This window comes from Methanobacterium subterraneum (genome assembly GCF_002813695.1).
GTDB lineage: Archaea > Methanobacteriota > Methanobacteria > Methanobacteriales > Methanobacteriaceae > Methanobacterium > Methanobacterium subterraneum.
Genome location: NZ_CP017768.1, coordinates 1875931 through 1894099, shown reverse-complemented (window position 1 = coordinate 1894099; position 18169 = coordinate 1875931). Strand labels below are relative to the sequence as shown.

Sequence of the window (18169 nt, the reverse complement as noted above, 5' to 3'; positions counted from 1 at the left end):
TGTAATCATGAATATGAATAAAGGAAAACTCATTGGTATCGGTGTGGGTCCTGGAGACCCTGAATTACTCACAGTTAAGGCAGTAAAAACGCTAGAAAGTGTCCCAGTGATTTGCTCACCTAAATCATCCCCTAAAAAACCAAGCGTGGCACTGTCCATAGTTCAAGGAATACTGGATGGGCGCAGTGATGAATATAATGTTATCGAACCACTATTCCCCATGATAGAGGATAAAAATGCTCTGGAAAGCTACTGGGCCGGGGCAGCCGAGCTGATTATCAGTGAATTAGATGAAGGCCAGAATGTTTCATTCATAACCCTGGGAGACCCTGCAATTTACAGCACATTTTCCTACGTTGCCCGGATAATTGGAGACCGGGGCTACCTGGTGGAGATGATACCGGGAATTAATTCATTCACTGGTTGTGCAGCCAGTGCGGGTATCACCCTGGGGGAGAAGGATGAGATCATTCTGGTGGTGCCCAAGGTGGACCAGAGACTGGGTGAGATCCTGGAGCACGCCGACACTGCAGTGGTCATGAAAACCTCCCGTCACTCCCATATGCTGGAGGAAATAGTAAAACAGGACCCTCGGGATAAGGAGATCCTGTCTGTACAGAATTGTGGTATGGAAGATGAAGAGATATTCGATGGCTTCGCCCGAAATGGAAAGTACCTTTCCACCACCATAATCAAATTCAAAAAGTTAGAAAACAAGTAATTTTTCATGAATAAGGATTTAATTAGGATAATTCAATGTTAATAGAACGGAATTTAATCTTGAAAAGAATGGAATGATAAAACATCATTAAATAAAAATGATGGATTTATAATGATTTTAAGGATGATTTCATGTTAGAACCAGAATATTACACGGTAAAAGATTTCCAGTTCGAATCCGGTGAAATAATCCCTGAATTAAAACTGGAATACGCCACACAGGGAATTAAAAAACTAGACAATGAGGGTAACATAACCAATGCCTTCATCTATCTACATGGTTGGAGTGGAGATTACACTTCTGTGGAAAACCTATCCAGTGTCATCGGCCCGGGTAAAGCCATAGACACCAATCAGTATTATGTTATCAGCCCCACTGCTCTGGGAGCACCAGGATCATCCAGTCCATCTACCTCACCTTTAAAAACTGAATTTCCCAGTTACACCATCAAAGACATGGTGAATGCCCATTATCAGTTTTTAACCAGTGGGTTGGGAATAAAACATGTTAAAGGAATTATGGGAACATCCATGGGGGGTTTCCAGGCACTTCACTGGGGAATTTGGTATGCTGATTTTATGGACTTCCTGGTGCTGAATGGGACCAGCCATCGGATTTCAAACCGGATGTACGGAATGTACCATCTCATGAATCAGATAATCACAGAGGATTCGGGATACGATGATGGTCATTACACTGAGAACCCGGTTAGGGTCATGGAAAAATCATCTCACCTTGGTTTCCTTTGGAGTCTTGCCCCTGAAAATTATGAGCAGTGTTTCCAATCCCGGAATGAATTTTTAGTTGGGGTGGGAGAACGGGAGAAAGATGCTCACCAATGGGACGCTAATGACATTGTATGGAGAAATAAAGCTCTTTTAGACCATGATTTGGGTGATAAGATTTCTAAAATCAGTGTTCCTTCTCTGGTGATTGCCATAAATCAGGATCAGATCGTTGATTTCAATTTCTGTGTGTTGCCTATGTATGAAGCACTAACAGATTCACAACTTTTCCAGTATGATTCCATTTGGGGCCATTATGGTTGTGTTAGGGACATTCAAAAATCAGAAGATGCAATTAAAAAATTCATAGAATTGATTTAACAGACTCCTTTTTCAATGGGAAAAAGTAGTTTCCTCAAATTTAATTTTTATAAGAATCTATTAAATTTTTTAATAATTCTATAATTTCATCCAATTTTTCTTTGCATAATCAGTTAGTCGGTAAAATAAAATTAACGGTTGATGCTGGTTTGGAGAAATGCGAAAAGCAAAGGAGATCTAATGCGTGTCGGTTGGTACTGGTTTGATCACGAACTGGCAGAGGTTATCTCCCTGTGCATAACACTTGGTTTCCTCTGCTTCCACTTCCTGACCATAATAATTGGAGAAAATGCCTTCCAGTAACCCGGAATCAAAGGCACAGGCAGGTTTCCCCAGTTGGGGCAAGTCTTCACATTCAAAACAGTTGTAGGATTGTATTATCAGGGGTTTAATGCTTTGAATTTTAATATTTCCCAAGTTGTTGGTTTCCCAGAATATGATGAGATTTTGGGTGAGTTCATTAATGTCCTGGCCTTTCAATTTATTGTAGAATGTCTGGCCCACTTTAAAGCCTGCATTATGAAGTATGGGGTCGATATTTATTCCTTCATCCAGGAGTGCTACTCGGATGGTTCTGAACATGTAACGGAAGAATTTAAATGGGTCATCTGATTGGGTAACGTATTCCTCCAGGAATTCATTAACATCATCTTCTATTTCTTGTGGTGATGATAGGTCTCCCAGGAATCTGGAATTAATAAAGTAAATCTTTCGGCGACGGTCTTCAGGGTCTATCACCCAGTCAATTATCCCGGCATCTTCCAGGTCCTGCAAATGGGCGGAGATGGTGGATTTGGATCTTTTGGTGGCAGAAACGATCTGGGATCCACTCAGGCCTCCTTCTTTAAGGATGGAGAGAATTTGGGCCTTTATTGGGCTTTGAACAATATTCACTCCTGATTTAGTGGAAAATATTTTGATCCGAATGGGGTTGTTGGCTTTAACCATTAAATGGTACCTCTATAACTTCTGATCCTCTAAACAAGATTAGGCTATTGGTTTATTCTTTTAATTGTTAATTCTTATTAATAATCAGTTTTTTTAGGGCTCTGAATCAGTGAAGGATATTCTTCTGTTATTGTGATCTACTCACTTACTATATAAATAGTTCGGGTATATAAGTACGTTCGTTTTGGCCCGAACAGTAAAATTTATTAAGGTTGGTTCGTATACTACGGTACGTTCGGGAACACACGAACTAAAATCGCATAGTTTGTTAGAATAAGTTAATACAATAAATTGTGGAGTGAAATTCTTCATTCAAATTGGAAGTGAAATTATGAAGGCAGAGTCAGAGAAAATTGGTGAAGGCGTATACTGGGTAGGAGTATTGGATTGGGATATAAGAAAATACCATGGATACACCTTGAATGGAACCACCTACAACGCTTACCTGGTATTCGGAGATGAAAAGGTTGCATTAATTGACAATGCATATCATGGAAATTTCCAGGAGCTCATGGCCCGGGTGGAAGATGCATTCGAAAAAGAAGGTAAAGATGTCAATATTGACGTGATAGTCCAGAACCATGTGGAAAAAGACCACAGTGGAATCTTAACAGAATTGCACCGGAAATTCCCAGAAACACCAATTTACTGTACAGAAATAGCAGTTAAAGGATTATTAAAACATTTCCCAGCACTGGAAGGTGCGGAATTTATTGAAGTGGGAACCGGGGACACACTGGAACTGGGAGGGAAAACTCTAGCCTTTTTAGATGCATTCCTCCTGCACTGGCCAGACAGTATGTTCACCCTGCTGATGGAGGAAGGAATCTTATTCCCAAACGATGCCTTTGGACAGCACCTTTGCTACCCCCAGAGATACGACCATGAAATACCGGAAAACATCCTCATGGACGCAGCACAGAAATTCTACGCCAACCTCATAACCCCCTTATCCAAACTGGTGTTGAAGAAATTCCAGGAAGTCACTGATTTAGGCCTGCTGGAGCAGATCAAGATGATCGCACCATCCCATGGTCAGATATGGACCGATCCCATGAAAATCATCGGAGCCTACAGTGCCTGGGCCACTGGGGAATGTCCAGATAAGATCACCATAATCTACGACACCATGCACCAGTCCACTCAGAAAATGGCCCATGCAGTTGCCGAGGGTGTCATGAGTGAAGTAGTAGATGTTAAAATGTACTTCCTCCATGAAGACGAGCGAAGTGAAATAGTAAAGGACATACTGGACAGTAAGGCCATAGCCCTGGGTGCCCCCACCATCTATGATGAACCATACCCCAGTTTGGGAGACCTAATATACTACCTCCGCGGATTAAAATTCAACCGAACTGGAAGAGAAAGACTGGCCCTTACTTTTGGATCCATGGGGGGTCGTGGTGGAGCTCCAGAAACCCTCGCCCGCGACCTATCTGAATGTGGATTCAAAGTAATCAATGAATACGAAGTTTACTATGTTCCAGATGCCGATGAACTGGAAAAATGTTTCGAAGCCGGTAAAAAACTGGCCCGGGAAATAAAAACCGTATAACGGTTTAAAACTATTAAGATGAGCATTAACGTAAAATAAATAAAAAATTAGTATTCAATAGTTGTTTAAAGCTTAAACTATTATAATGGAGGAATTAACAATGGATTTGATAAACGAACATGAAATAGGAGTTTGTAAAGGAACTGATCTTGAGAAATTGGTAGCGGCTAATTTCAGTGGGGAATGTCAGGAAGTGGGAATGTACCTGGCCATGGCTAGAATGGCGCAGAGGGAAGGATTCCCAGAAGTAGGGGAAGTTTTAAAAACCATTGCCTGGGAAGAAGCAGAACACGCATCCCATTTTGCAGAAATGAATGCTGTGATCAAACCCACCCTCAAAGAAAACTTGGAAATGATGTTAGAGGGAGAAACCATGGCCAACAAGGAGAAAAAAGCAGCAGCTAAAAAGGCTAAGGAATGTGATGTTGACCCGGCCCATGATTTCTTCGATGAAAGCTCCCGGGATGAGGCCCGCCACGCCCGAATGTTAAAAGGACTACTGGAGAGGTACTTCTAAACCTCTCCAAACTCTTTTTTCAATTTAATTTTACCGCCTCAAGGGGGATGGAGCCGCCCATCCTCCTTACCCTTTAAACTATTCTTCACTCTTTTAGCTATACTTTTTTTAGCTATGTTGTCCTGTTTCATGTCATCCATTTACAATTTAAAAAAAAATTCAGGTCAGGGAAATGTTTTTAGTGCTGGGAATTCTTTAATTTTTCACAGGCATTTTCTGCAGCCAGGATTATGGGGTCAATTACCATGGAAACTGGTGGTGCATAGGAAAATTCCGTGCTGGCCAACTCCTGACAGGTAACATTCTTGGCAATGGCCAGTGCCATGGTGTCAACACGTTCGGCTACCCTTTCTTTGGCAATTATCTGACAACCGACAATTCGGCCTTTGAGATCACACACCATCAGAACGTCTATCCGTTTAGCCCCCGGATAGTAACGTGCCTTGGTTAAAGCCCGGCTTTTACCACATATAACTTCCAATCCATTGTGAACTGCTGTGGATTCGGTTAATCCCACTGAACCGAATTCAAGCTCACCAATCTTAGATACCATGGCATTTAAAACTGGTTTAAAATTTGAAGTCTTGCCCACAATATTTCTGGCGGCAATCTTAGCCTGTCGCACTGCAGTAGAACCAAGGGGTGACTGGGTGGGTTGGCCAGTGATTGCATCGGTTACTTCCACACAATCCCCAACTGCATATATGTTGGGAACTGAGGTTTGCATTTGTTCATTGACCTTAACTGCCCACCTTCCAAGTTCACAGCCGGCCATTTTAGCCAGTTTGGTTTCAGGTCGAACACCTGTGGCCATGATGATCATATTGGCAGAGAGAACTTCATCTTCGTAGACAACCCCTTCAACCTGTGTTTGGCCGGTGATCTTTTCCATGGCCCTTCCCAGGATCACCTTTATTCCAAGGGATTCCAGATACTTCTGAACAATACGAGCCATGCTGGGGTCCAGGGATCTGGGAACGATTTGGGGTAACATTTCATTCACAGTCACATCTAAACCCATTTTTTTAAGACCATAGGCCATTTCTAATCCAATGAGCCCGGCTCCAACCACCACCACTTTCTGACTTCTCTTGGCCCATTTCTTAATGGTTTCACCGTCACCAATGGTCCTGATCTTGAAAACTCCCTCTAAACCGGTTCCTTCTATGGGTGGAGTAAATGGTGCCCCACCAGTAGCTATAACCAGATAATCATAGTCTAACTCCTGGGAAGAGTCAGAATCAGATTCTAATAATCTGTATTTCAAGGTATTTTCAGTATTGGAAACTTCAAATACCTCTGCACGGGTTATGATCTTGATATCCCTTTCCAAGTAATCTTCAGGTTGATGCATGATGATGTCCTGGAACTGGTCCACCTGACCAGAGAGAACGTAGGGAATGGCACAGGGAGAGTAGGCTATGTTCTCATCCCGTGTAATAACGGTTATTTTAGCTTCTTTATCGAGTTTTCTTATGTTGGAGGCAGTGGACAGTCCACCGGCCCCTCCCCCAATGATGACGATTTTCATTTAACTTGTTCACCTTTCTACACTAAATTTTACACTAAAAAATTTACAGTAATAAATTTATAATTTATCCATGAATAATGTTTGTTTGGATATCAGTTTTTGATTAGATCTGGAATGAAATTTCAATTTAAAGGAAATGTTTTTTGTCATGGGCTCCGGATACAAGAGAATTTAGATTAAGTGAGGTATTATGTCTGATAAAAGGAAGAGCAAAATAAAGGTAGGGGTTAAATGCCAGTGTAAGGACCCCGCAGTGGCCCGCCCACCCTCACGTCTCCGGAAGGTGCAGTGTAAAAAATGTGGGATGTTTTTCACCACCAATCGTGATGATGAACATAAAGATTCTGATATCTGTTTAAACTGCCGAAGCAGACGATAAAGTTTTTTTAATAGCCATTTTGGCATGAATTCTTCAGGCTAATTTTAAATTGGATAACTATATAGTTAGGCTTTTATTCGGCAATAAAAAAAAATATTATATTATCAAAAAAATGATAAATTGGGTTAAAACATCTGCAATATGCCTGGAACAGTTCCATAGATAATTAAGAGTGCCACGATCGCGATCATGACCCAAGAAACACTGGAAACTATTCTTCCAGTAATGTTTTCCGGTACTTTGTATCGGAGCAGTTCCTCAAATATATACCCTCCATCAAGGGGCTTCATGGGCAGAAGGTTAAACAGTCCCACCATTAGGTTCAAGGCGTAAATCCAGTAACAGACATCAGCTAGGTCATACAGGAACCAGGGAATTATTTCACCATAGGTTTGGGCCACATCTGGTTTAACCACGAGATGCGTTTCGCTGCGCGTCCCTGGATAAGCTATTGATTGATTGGAAGGTTGACCAGTTGCCGTGATTGTATATGTGCCCTTATCAGTGACATAGGTCATTTGATCCCCGGGTTTTGTTTTATTCACGATTAATTCAGTGTAAGAAGTTCGATTATTAACCGGATACCCGTTAATACTGGATACAACCATGCCTTCCTGAAGGATTCCTTCAGAAGGGCCGTTGGGGGTCACGCTGATGATTTTCAGTCCGTCAGACTGGAATGCATAGGGTATAAATGATGATGTAAGTACAATTACCACCACCCATGCAATTGCGGCCAATCCCAGGTTGAACATGGATCCTGCAGCATATATTCGGAGTTTTACTGCTCTTTTGGCTTTTTCAACATCTTCTTCCTCTAGTTCCACGAATGCCCCGGGTAGTATGGCCAATAAAATAACACCAATTGATTTGATTCCCACTCCCTGGGCCCGGGCTAGGATTCCGTGCCCAAATTCGTGGACCACCATCAACAGGATCAATGCTATGATTCCGGCGAAAATAGGGACGAATATGGGAGATCCAGGTATATCCACTCCGGGTAAAAGCAGAGCAGTAGTGGGTTTCTGAAACATGACTTCCAGGGATATTATTATAGTATATACCATGAAAGCCATACCGAAGACCGCGATGGGAATACCAATGTTCATGCTCCATCGCCAGAATTTGGGACTTAGATTAGCAATGTAATCTATCCATCCCCTCATTTTTTTAGTTCTTCTCATGAGAAGGGGTCCATAAACATCTACTTTCAATTTATCTCTAAATACAATAGCTAGTATGTATATGGAAACAAAGAAAATAGCGTAGTACAATAAAACTTCCAAACCAGATCACCTTTATAATTACTAAGTTACTCCCATGCTTTAAGCTTTTAGAGAATGATAAGGAAGAACTTCACATTCAGCCCCTTTTTCAATTCCTTCCAGGTTTTCCGGGATTATAATGTAAGAATCAGATTCCACCATTGATTTTATGATACCCGAACCTTTGATCTTAAGAGGACGAACCATTTGTCCTTCTATTTTGGCCCGTATATAATCAGTTCTACCCAGTGTGGAGGGTATCTTTCTTGTTGCCTTTTTTTGCACTAAAAGCGGTTTAAAAGTTAGACCCTGCATTTTAAAGAGAGCTTGCCTTACGAAAACATCGAACTGAACCATGGCTGCCACTGGAAAACCAGACAACATAAAAACAGGTTTACCATGGATTTGTGCAAAACCAAATGGTTTTCCTGGCCTTAAAGACACCCCATGGATGGGGACGTCTCCCAGTTTTTCAGCCACATCCACCACCACATCTCCTTTGCTGATGGCAGTACCACCCGTGGTTATCAATGCATCATACTCGTCTAAAAGTTTTTCAAAGATTTCTTCCACCAGTTCTGCGCTGTCAATGGAGTGTAACATTTTTGGAATGGCCAGACAACTTTCCACCATGGATTTAATGGTGAAATGGTTGGAATTTATAACTTCTGCCCCTTCAAGGATATTTTTAGGCATCACCAGTTCACTACCGGTGATAAGAACGGCTATTTTGGGCTTTTTAAATATTTTCACCTTGCTGAAGCCTGCTGAGGCTATGATGGCCAGTTCTGCCGGTCCCAGGAGTTTTCCCTTCTTTAGAACAAGGTCCCCCTTATTAAAGTCTTCTCCTGCGGGTGAAACATTCTCACCCGGCACCACTGAGGTTAACACCTCTAGGGTGTCATCTTCTTCATGGGTGTATTCTTCCATGACCACTGCATTGGCACCAGCTGGGATTGGGGCTCCAGTGGCAATTTTAATTGCTTCGCCAGATTTCAGTTTTAAATTTGACTTTTCACCGGCCCCAATACGATCTACAACTTTTAAATGGAATGGATTGGTTTCCGAGTGACTGAAACTATCTTCAGCTAGTATGGCATACCCGTCCATGGCAGAACGGTCGAATGGGGGTGAATTTAAAGTACTGATTACTTCTTGGGCTATAACTCTTTGGTAAGCTTTTTCTAATGGAATTTCTTCCACTGCACTGGTTTTAAGGGAATCAGTGATGATCTTCTTAGCATCATCCGGGGTTGTAAACTGGGATAGAAACATTTTCATCATCCGGGTTATTTATTATGGTGAATAGAGTTTATGATAAAATTTTTTTAGTAATCGTTATTTTTTTAGTTGCTTTTTATAGTGATCCTTGAAGTATGGAAGTTTTTCCAAGTTAGTTAAGGAACATTAGATGTATTTAAAGATTGATATATACTTCTTTATATATGTTGAATGTTAAATGATCGATTCAATTCAAAGGGTTTACCATTCCATAGTTCTTAAAAATATTATCCCCTAAAGGTCTAAGGATTTAAATGGAAACTGCAATAATAATAACTGCTGTATCTGCTTTTATATCCACCAACCTGGATGATCTCTTTCTTCTGGCTGCTTTCTTTGCAAATCCGGAATTCAAGGCGAAAGATGTATTGTTAGGTCAGTATCTGGGATTCATTATCCTTTTAATTCTCAGTTCTCTGACTTATTTTCTACAGTTCATCGTTCCATCTCAATGGATTAGCCTTCTGGGTGTTATTCCCATCATGATTGGGGTCAGAGGTCTAATAAACCTTAATTCAGGGACATCAGATGGGGAAAAAGGAGAATTCGGTTATTATAAGGATGGTCAGAGGATATTGGTGGTGGCTTTGGTTACCATTGCCAATGGTGGGGATAATTTAGGAGTTTACATGCCCCTTTTTGCTAGCATGAATTCAATGGGTCTTTTTTTAACTGCCAGCATCTTTTTGATCATGGTAGGTGCATGGTGCTTATTCGGGTTTAAACTGGTAAACAACCAAGTGTTAGGGGGTAAAATTAAAGATTATGGTCATCAAATTCTTCCATTTGTGATGATAATCATTGGGTTGGTGATTATTTTGAAGGGATGGGTTTAAAATTATCCTAGTAAAAGAGGCCAAATCTTGGGTTTTGGTTAAATAAATAAAGAAGATGGAATACAAGTAAATAATAAGGAATTATTATTTTAAAATCCCGCGTGGAGATGTGGACTTGAACTCAGACAATGTAATGATTAAAATAGACTCTTTAAACAAGTCTTTTGGACGCATCAGGGCACTGGAAAATCTCAATCTGGAGATAAAAAAAGGAGAACTACTGGGGCTCATTGGGCCCAACGGTGCAGGTAAAACCACTGCCATCAGGATCATCTGTTGCATACTACAACCAAACTCTGGAGAAGTGACTGTGGGGGGATACAGCATCCACCACGATCAGATCAAAATCAAATCCATGATTGGATACTTACCAGAGGAACCCAATCTTTACGAACGGTTCAAGGCACGAGATCTTCTAAAATACTTTGGAGAACTCTACGGAGTTCCAAAAAACAGTATTGATGGGAGGATAGATGAGCTCCTGGAACTGGTGGGAATGAGCCACCGTGCAGATGACCGTATTAACACCTTCTCCAAGGGTCTACGCCAGAGAATTGGAATTGCCCGGGCGTTGATCCATGACCCGGAGGTTATCATATTTGACGAACCAACCATGGGACTGGACCCTACCACTTCCAGAGCCATACGCAACTTCATCAAGGAGCTTAAAGGAGATAAAACAGTTATTCTCTGCACCCACTACATGGATGAGGCTGATCTCTTATGTGACCGGGTGGCCATCCTGAATCAGGGGAAGATCCACGACATGGGCACCCCTGAATATTTGAAGGAAAAGATACACGGAGATATAATACTCCAAGTCAGGGTTCATGATCCTCAAAAGATTGATGATGGCCAGTTAATGGCTGTTAATTCAGTTGAGAGTGTGAATCTTGAGGGTAACCAGTTCCTGATATCCCTGCGTTCCCGGGAGGATATTTCACACATAATCGATCTTTTCGGTGCAGAGGCTATTTCGGTGAACACCAAGGAACCCACTCTGGAAGATGTTTTCATTCAGACCACCCAGTGAATTTATCCAGATGCCTAAATAACCCCGAATTCGATGATTACTATAATAAATATGGATTATACGGAGTATTCCTCAATAGGGGATATGTCTATATGAGAAAGGGAATAATATGAGACTCAACATGAATTTCGGCGTAATCACTCGATGGGAGCTTAAAAACACCCTCAAGAGTAAGAAATTCATTTTAATCTTCTTCATGCAGTTATCAGTCCTGGCCATGATGATCTTCATGTTCAACTCATTTGCCGCCAACATAGAATCAGAAGAGGGGCTCTCCATAACTCCTTCTCTGGTTGACTTTGCCACCCTGGACGTGGATGACCCGGGAGGATTGTTTAAAAAGGGCATAAACCCGGAGATAATAAAAATACACCCCACTAATGGCAACAGTTCCCTCGGTCGAATTGGAACTGGTGAAACCAACGGTTTTTACACAGTTTCACCTGATTCGATTGAACGAATACAGAAGGGGGAAATTGTGGACACCGTACTCTATCTGGATTATGCTGATCCCCGGCGGAGTGTGATCAAGGATGAGATCAACACCACCACCAAATCAGTTTCCACAGCTTTAACCCAATCCTACCTAAGGGATGCGAATCCTCAAAACACATCTCAAACTGGATTAAAGGAAGAAAAAACCGGGGAATCACTTCCCATGCAGATTATCAGGAAGGTGATGCTGGTGGTACTCCTGTTCCTACCCCTCTTCCTGTTTGGCAATATACTCATTGATAGTGTGGTGGGTGAAAAGGAACGCAAAACCGGGGAAATTCTGGTGGCCATGCCCATCCGCCCCTGGGAGATACTCCTGGGTAAGGGCTTGGCTGTGGTGATTATATCGGCATTACAAGTGCTTATGTGGATGGTAGTGCTTATTGCTGCAGGGTTTACCATACAAAATGCGATACTGGTTTACCTATTGGTGGTGCTCACCGCGGTGCCCATTGTGGGCCTGACTTCCATCATTGCCGCCTACGCTAAGAACTACAAAGAAGCAGGAATCGGAATCACCTTCGCATATATAGTGGTGGTAGGATTTCTGATAGTCCCTGCTCTGGCATATATCTCCCGGAAAAGTTATTCAGCCAACATTTCCCCTATGACCACAGCCATGCGGTTATTTGCCGGTGAAACCATCACCATACCCGAAATTCTCATATCCATAAGTGGTGTGGTTATTTTGAGCATATTATTCTTCACAGTTGCGGCCTGGTTATTTGGTAGGGATGATGTAATGTTCGGGCCAAGGCCTGGGCCCTTAAAACTTACACTTCAACTACTTCGTATTAAAAAAAGATAATTTTGGGGAATCTTTATAATGTCACATTTTCTTTATCTAATTTGTATATTAGTAATAGAACTAGAGATGCGGCCAAAAAAATCCCTATGATGCTGTAAATTATGATTAACCAGTTTACAATATGTCCACTTGCAATAGATTCCACAATTTTCCCAGAAGATAGGAATACCAACACACTAAGGCCAATTGCAAAGAAATTCAGGGCTTCCATTAATCGAGGGTGACTAAATCTTAAAATGGACCATGATGAAAATGCGGCATAGATCATAGGGATCATCGGGGTTATTATCAATGCCATTATCCAGACTGGAATTGATAAAATAACAAGTGGGTTTAAACCAGCTAAAAAATACCAAATAAATGAAAATACCATAACAACGAGGATGATTATGGGATAACTTAAAAAGAATACGGAAATTATCTTACCACCCCATAATTTTGGAAGAGAAATTGGGGTGGTTAATAAAGATTCAAATCTTCGTAGAAGTTTTTCATCCCCAAATTTTTCTTGAATAAACGGAAAGCTAAGTATCCACATGGCAAATGGTGGGATGATCACGAAAGTTAGTTCCATAAATAATTTTTTTATGGTTTCATTTTGGGTTGGTTGGGTGATAAAAATATAACCCACTCCTAAAAAAATAACCGTGTTTAAAAGGAGCGTTAATAGATAATCTTTACGTAACCATACCTCTTTAACCTCTTTTGACACAACTGCAGTAATTGGATTATTCATGTTTTCGCCTTTTTATCCGTAACCAAATTGAGATAAACCTCTTCAAGTGAAGATTCAACTTTCCAACTATCTATAATTCCATATTTAGAGAAATCATCAATATTTAAATCATTTTTCGGATACAAGGAAATTAATGGTCCTTCTACGTGAATTTGGTAGCCCATTTTTTCCAATTTTTTGCCAAGAGAATCTGTGTCAAAATCTGATTCAAAGCGAATGAATAGTTTAGGCTTTCCAAATTGAGCTAAAACATCATTTAAAGCACCATTAGAAATTATTTTTCCTTTTTTTATAATCGCAACATGTGTACAGGTTTTCTGTATTTCTTCGAGATCATGTGAAGAGAAAAAAACGGTTTTTCCTTGAGATGCTAAGTTTTTCATCATTTTCCGGATGATGTATCTCGTTTCAGGGTCAACACCTACTGTGGGTTCATCTAGTATGATTATATCTGGATCAGAAATCAGCGCTCTGGCAAGAGCCAATCGCTTACGCATTCCAAAGGAATATTTGGAAACTAGGATATTGTCCCATTCTGACATTTCGACTAATTTAATAACCTTTTTAGCCCGTTTAACGGCCTTTAATCCATTTATGCCAAATAATTCAGCCCAAAAAATAACATTCTCTAACCCAGTTAGTTTTTCATATAAACCATCAAGCTCCAACATGGAACCTATATTTTTCCGCACATTCCGGTGGTTATTAGGGTAAGGATCTCCTCCACTTACTCTAACGGTTCCAAATGATGGTTTGATTAGTCCCAGTATTAATTTTATGGTAGTAGTCTTTCCTGAGCCATTAGGTCCTAAAAATCCAAATATTTGCCCTTTTTCTACTTTTAAAGAAATCCCTTTCAGTGCTTCAAAATCTCCGTAAAAGCGATGAATTTCTTTAAGATCAATTAATACTTCAGCCAAATTTCTTAACCTCCTCTAAAATTGATAATAATTGAGGGGTTCTTCCCCAAACGCATTCCTTATTTTCATGATATTTCTGCATCCCGCGAGCTATACAGCCTTGACAATACCATAAATGGTCACATTCACCACATATTTCTAATCTAGGATCCTTTAATTCAATCAGTAATGAAGATATATTTTTTGATAATATGGTATGAAGATTTTCATTATAAACATTTCCTAAAGAAAACTCATTTGGATTAGACATTGGGCACATTTTTATTTCTCCATGGGGAGTAAAAGATATAGATCTACTTGCAGCTCCACAGTTGAGATTATTATTTTTCATTTTTTCTGTAATTGGTATGTATTCAGGATCTTCAAATAAAAAGTCTCCAAATCTTTTTTTTGCCTTTTCCACTTGCTTCATTACCTCTTTCATATCTGCAGGGGAAAAAATAAGTTCTGAAGAGACACCTCGGCCTGTTGGAACTACTGTCGATAGTATCATATTTGTAGCGCCTAGATTTTTTACTAATGATATTGTGGAAAAGATCTGGTCAATGTTCATTGGTGTTAGTGTCATTGCGGCTCGAACTATAAAATTTTCTTTACTTAACATCTTTATTGCATTTTTAGCATTTTCAAATGCTCCTTCATGGTTACAAAACCAATCAACGTATTTGGGATTATCACCGTGCATATCCACTTGGAAAAAAACTCTATTGTTATATTTGTTCATAAGTTTTAGAAGAGGTTTTTTAAGCAAATAACCATTAGTATCAACCCCAATTACAGGAAATAGTTGCAAACAACGCTCAATAATCTGCGGAAAATCGGGATGAACTAAAGGTTCACCTCCTGTTAATTCGACTATTAGAATTCCAATTTTTTTTAAATCACATAATATTTCAAATAATTTATTTTTGTTCCAAAAATCATCATTTTGGGGACTGCTGTTAATATAACAATGCCTGCACGAAAAATTACATTTATATGTGAGTTCTATAGATGCATGAGTTGGAGTTTGAAAATCCCAATTTCCAGTACTTTGAGAATTTAAGTCCATTTTCTTATCAAATATTTCAATAAATGTTTTAGATTTTTCCAGATAAGTTTTTATAATCTTTAATAAAGTATTATAATCTTCTTGATTTTGAATAGCAAGTCTTCGGGTGATGTCTTCTAAACTTGTTTTACCATCGCATTTATCTAGAATTCTAGCAGCATCTTTATTTACAACATGGCCAGTATCATTACTTCCTAAAGAAAATGGATAAACATAACCATATTTGGGACCTTTATGTAAATTATAACCTTTTTTTAACGCGGGAAATATTTTGTTAGACAATTAACCACCACCTTATAAAAATCACCCAGGGATTTTGTTCCCTGGGCACCCTTATTTCAACTTATTAATATTGGCTTTTGGCAAGTGCTGAAAGAGCTCCTATAAAGGCTAACAAAGGTGTAGTAGCGCACCCTATACAAGCTAAACAGCCACCACATACTGGAGTTCCACCTAATGTCGCAGGATTCATGGAATTCACCTCCTTTATTCCGGTGCTAATGGATATTTAATAATTTATTAATAAATATTTCTTTAGTATTAAAATTTTATTATTGAATTTTTGGACTAATTAGGGTATAATTTAAAAGAAAATATCTTAAGATAATTTAAGGAGAACGAGTTTTATTGTTTTAATGGATTGTAATAGTAGTTCTAAATCTTCTTTACACAATGTTGATAAATTTTTTTTAATATTATTGATTGCTTCTATTTGCCATCGATTGATATACTCTTCACCTTCATTTGTAATTTTTATTTTAACTAATCTACGATCTTTTATATCGGGTAATCTCTGAATTAAGCCTTTTTTTTCCAATTGATTAATTATATAGGTCATATTTTGTTTTTTTATATTCATTGCATTCCTTATTTCAGAAATAGATAAAATCTCAAATTTTCTTAAAAGTATTAATGTTTGACAATGAGAAAATGGTATTTCGGTTGTTATAATTGGATTATCAAAAAGTTTTTTCACTAAATGTGGATAATGAAACAGAAAAATTGCATCAATAAGTTCAATCAATTTTGCATCATCCATATTTCCACTCCTCCACTATACTGTGGAATTTATTTTAAAAACTCATATTAATAATATTCTATTGTAATAAAATCGTACTTGTATATTGGTCAGTTGTTACCTCATGCAAAAAATATATTACTAATCTTTGCAAATCTATTATTTTGCAATGCAATAACTCATATGGAGGAATTGTTAAAGATTAAATGGAGTAAAGAACATGAGTATTTACAAACTTTCCTTTAAAAACCTTAAAAGAAGAAAGCTCAGAAGTGCGCTGACCATGTTGGGTATAATAATTGGTGTGGCCACTCTGGTGCTTTTAATGGGTGCTGGTACCGGGATGACATCGTACATGAAAGAACAGACCGAAACCATGATGGGGGACCTGTCAATCTACAACAGCTCAGGAGGAGCATTCATGGGATCCAGTGGTGATTCATATCTAAACCCGGAAACTGTGTCCAAAATTAAAAACATGTCCCAGATCTACGACGTGAAAGAGGAAACCCAGTTCACCACCGACATGAACAGGACTCCACTATTTGTACTGGGAATATCCAACTGGGATCAGGTGAAGCTAAACGGCACTCCTGGTGTGGTAATTGACCAGTCCCTGGTTGATAAATTTGGTTATAAAATAGGTAGTAAAATCACCATCAAAGATCAGGACTTCACTGTAACTGGAATAACTCAGCAGAGCACAGGGATGGGAATGGGAATCGTGTTTTTAGATGTGGACAAAGCCCTGCCCCTAAACGAGAATAAAGTTTCCAGTTTAACTGCCAGTGCCCGGGGAGACCCTGAATCTGCTAAAAAAGATGTGGAAAGTGAAGTACCGGGAACCATGGCCATGACTCAGTCTGATTTTACCAAACAGATCGATGAAATGATGAACGGAATAATGCTCTTCATAGGGGCTATTGCCAGCATAGGCCTCATTGTAGGAGTTATAAGTATTGTGAACATCATGCTGGTGAATGTCACCGAAAGAACCCGTGAAATAGGAGTTTTAAAGGCAATAGGATTCACAAACCAGGAAGTTCTGGGCAGTATACTCATGGAAGCAGGACTACTGGGATTTATCGGAGCATTAATCGGCCTTATACTGGCAGCAATTCTCCTGCAACTGGCCATAATATTTTTAGGCCCAGTATTAGGGATGGAAGATGCTACCCTTGCTCAGATGCTGCCTATATGGCTGGTTCTGGCAGTAGTTGGTGGCGCCACCTTACTAAGTATTCTAGCAGGGTTTTACCCTGCCTGGAGGGCATCCAGACTCAATGTTGTGGAGGCGTTGCGCTATGACTGATATAATTGAAATAAAAGAAGCATGGAAAACATATAAAATGGGTGCTGAGGAAATAAACGCCCTGCAGGGTGTAAACTTCAAACTGGAAGAAAAGTCATTCCTGGCAGTTATGGGTCCCTCTGGCTCAGGTAAATCCACCCTACTCCACATGGCAGGCATACTGGATCTTCCCACCCGGGGGGAAGTGGTTCTCCAGGGCAAAAATGTAAAAGAACTATCCGGGAAAGAACAGGCCAAACTCAGGAGAACCAAGATTGGTTTTGTTTTCCAGCGCTTCAACCTCCTCTCCCAGCTAACTGCAGAAGAAAATGTAATGTTACCCATGATCAAACCGGATAAAGAGAAGGCACGCAAGATCCTGGATCGTGTTGGATTGGAAGGTAAATACGACCGCCTACCAACTCAGTTATCCGGTGGTGAAGAGCAAAGAGTGGCCATAGCACGCGCCCTGGCCAACGATCCCCTGTTAATTCTGGCAGACGAGCCCACCGGGGAACTGGACACTGCCAATAGTAGGATGATCATGGATCTTCTAACCAATCTTAACCAGGATGGGATGAGTATTATCATAGTCACCCACGACCCTATGGCTGCGGAATACGCACATAAAACTGTTGAAATGAGGGATGGAAATATATATGGGTGATATTTGATTAG

The 18169-nt window shown here is 39.9% G+C and carries 19 protein-coding genes; 10 read left to right on the top strand and 9 right to left on the bottom strand.

Annotated elements, in window-relative coordinates; genetic code table 11:
- Nucleotides 1–7 precede the first annotated feature (7 nt).
- Both cobI and BK009_RS09260 read left to right on the top strand, forming a co-directional pair.
- Nucleotides 8–721 (top strand): precorrin-2 C(20)-methyltransferase, encoded by a 714-nt coding sequence (gene cobI, locus BK009_RS09265; protein ID WP_100905302.1) that lies wholly within the window; start codon nt 8–10, stop codon nt 719–721.
- Nucleotides 722–852: 131 nt separating this feature from the next.
- Nucleotides 853–1827: an alpha/beta fold hydrolase gene (locus BK009_RS09260; RefSeq protein WP_100909447.1), complete on the top strand. Its 975-nt coding sequence runs from the start codon at nt 853–855 to the stop codon at nt 1825–1827.
- Between the two features lie 177 nt (nt 1828–2004).
- Here BK009_RS09260 and BK009_RS09255 read toward each other — a convergent pair whose 3' ends face one another.
- Nucleotides 2005–2775, bottom strand: a complete 771-nt coding sequence (locus tag BK009_RS09255; protein WP_100905303.1) for a V4R domain-containing protein — start codon at nt 2773–2775, stop codon at nt 2005–2007.
- A 331-nt stretch (nt 2776–3106) separates the two neighbouring features.
- On the opposite strand from BK009_RS09255, the gene BK009_RS09250 reads away from it, so the two are divergent.
- On the top strand, nt 3107–4330 hold the full coding sequence (locus tag BK009_RS09250; protein ID WP_100909446.1) for an FprA family A-type flavoprotein: 1224 nt from the start codon (nt 3107–3109) through the stop codon (nt 4328–4330).
- 100 nt (nt 4331–4430) lie between these two features.
- Nucleotides 4431–4847 carry a ferritin-like domain-containing protein gene (locus BK009_RS09245; protein WP_100905305.1) on the top strand — a complete coding sequence of 139 codons (417 nt, stop codon included), beginning with the start codon at nt 4431–4433 and terminating at the stop codon, nt 4845–4847.
- 178 nt (nt 4848–5025) lie between these two features.
- Here BK009_RS09245 and BK009_RS09240 read toward each other — a convergent pair whose 3' ends face one another.
- Nucleotides 5026–6378: an NAD(P)/FAD-dependent oxidoreductase gene (locus BK009_RS09240; RefSeq protein ID WP_100909445.1), complete on the bottom strand. Its 1353-nt coding sequence runs from the start codon at nt 6376–6378 to the stop codon at nt 5026–5028.
- A gap of 190 nt (nt 6379–6568) precedes the next feature.
- Between BK009_RS09240 and BK009_RS09235 the strand changes: the two genes are divergently transcribed.
- Nucleotides 6569–6757 carry a hypothetical protein gene (locus tag BK009_RS09235; protein ID WP_100905307.1) on the top strand — a complete coding sequence of 63 codons (189 nt, stop codon included), beginning with the start codon at nt 6569–6571 and terminating at the stop codon, nt 6755–6757.
- Between the two features lie 125 nt (nt 6758–6882).
- Here BK009_RS09235 and BK009_RS09230 read toward each other — a convergent pair whose 3' ends face one another.
- Entirely contained in the window at nt 6883–8043 is a 1161-nt protein-coding gene (locus tag BK009_RS09230) for a site-2 protease family protein (RefSeq protein ID WP_100909444.1), read from the bottom strand.
- A 39-nt stretch (nt 8044–8082) separates the two neighbouring features.
- Nucleotides 8083–9297, bottom strand: a complete 1215-nt coding sequence (locus BK009_RS09225; RefSeq protein ID WP_100909443.1) for a molybdopterin molybdotransferase MoeA — start codon at nt 9295–9297, stop codon at nt 8083–8085.
- A gap of 260 nt (nt 9298–9557) precedes the next feature.
- Here BK009_RS09225 and BK009_RS09220 point away from each other — a divergent pair, with 260 nt between their 5' ends.
- The 3 genes from BK009_RS09220 (at nt 9558) to BK009_RS09210 (ending at nt 12475) form a co-directional block, all read left to right on the top strand.
- Entirely contained in the window at nt 9558–10139 is a 582-nt protein-coding gene (locus BK009_RS09220) for a cadmium resistance transporter (RefSeq protein WP_100909442.1), read from the top strand.
- Nucleotides 10140–10254: 115 nt separating this feature from the next.
- Complete coding sequence (locus tag BK009_RS09215) at nt 10255–11172, top strand: ABC transporter ATP-binding protein (protein WP_394340071.1); 918 nt, start codon at nt 10255–10257, stop codon at nt 11170–11172.
- A gap of 121 nt (nt 11173–11293) precedes the next feature.
- Nucleotides 11294–12475, top strand: a complete 1182-nt coding sequence (locus BK009_RS09210; RefSeq protein ID WP_232728084.1) for an ABC transporter permease — start codon at nt 11294–11296, stop codon at nt 12473–12475.
- Between the two features lie 13 nt (nt 12476–12488).
- Here the strand turns inward: BK009_RS09210 and BK009_RS09205 are convergent, their stop codons facing one another.
- From BK009_RS09205 to BK009_RS09190, 5 genes are all read right to left on the bottom strand, one after another.
- Complete coding sequence (locus BK009_RS09205; protein WP_100905312.1) at nt 12489–13211, bottom strand: hypothetical protein; 723 nt, start codon at nt 13209–13211, stop codon at nt 12489–12491.
- Nucleotides 13208–14131: an ABC transporter ATP-binding protein gene (locus BK009_RS09200; protein WP_100905313.1), complete on the bottom strand. Its 924-nt coding sequence runs from the start codon at nt 14129–14131 to the stop codon at nt 13208–13210. The genes BK009_RS09205 and BK009_RS09200 overlap by 4 nt, the downstream gene beginning before the upstream one ends.
- On the bottom strand, nt 14124–15464 hold the full coding sequence (locus BK009_RS09195; protein ID WP_100909441.1) for a radical SAM/SPASM domain-containing protein: 1341 nt from the start codon (nt 15462–15464) through the stop codon (nt 14124–14126). Before BK009_RS09195 ends, BK009_RS09200 begins: the two co-directional genes overlap by 8 nt.
- Nucleotides 15465–15528: 64 nt before the next feature.
- Nucleotides 15529–15654, bottom strand: a complete 126-nt coding sequence (locus tag BK009_RS12820; protein WP_255553807.1) for a hypothetical protein — start codon at nt 15652–15654, stop codon at nt 15529–15531.
- 126 nt (nt 15655–15780) lie between these two features.
- A complete protein-coding gene (locus BK009_RS09190) occupies nt 15781–16221 on the bottom strand; it encodes a MarR family winged helix-turn-helix transcriptional regulator (RefSeq protein ID WP_100909440.1) in 441 nt (146 codons plus the stop codon).
- A 199-nt stretch (nt 16222–16420) separates the two neighbouring features.
- Between BK009_RS09190 and BK009_RS09185 the strand changes: the two genes are divergently transcribed.
- Nucleotides 16421–17512 (top strand): ABC transporter permease, encoded by a 1092-nt coding sequence (locus BK009_RS09185; protein ID WP_232728083.1) that lies wholly within the window; start codon nt 16421–16423, stop codon nt 17510–17512.
- Nucleotides 17505–18158, top strand: a complete 654-nt coding sequence (locus tag BK009_RS09180; protein ID WP_100905316.1) for an ABC transporter ATP-binding protein — start codon at nt 17505–17507, stop codon at nt 18156–18158. Before BK009_RS09185 ends, BK009_RS09180 begins: the two co-directional genes overlap by 8 nt.
- The last annotated feature ends 11 nt before the right edge of the window (nt 18159–18169 follow it).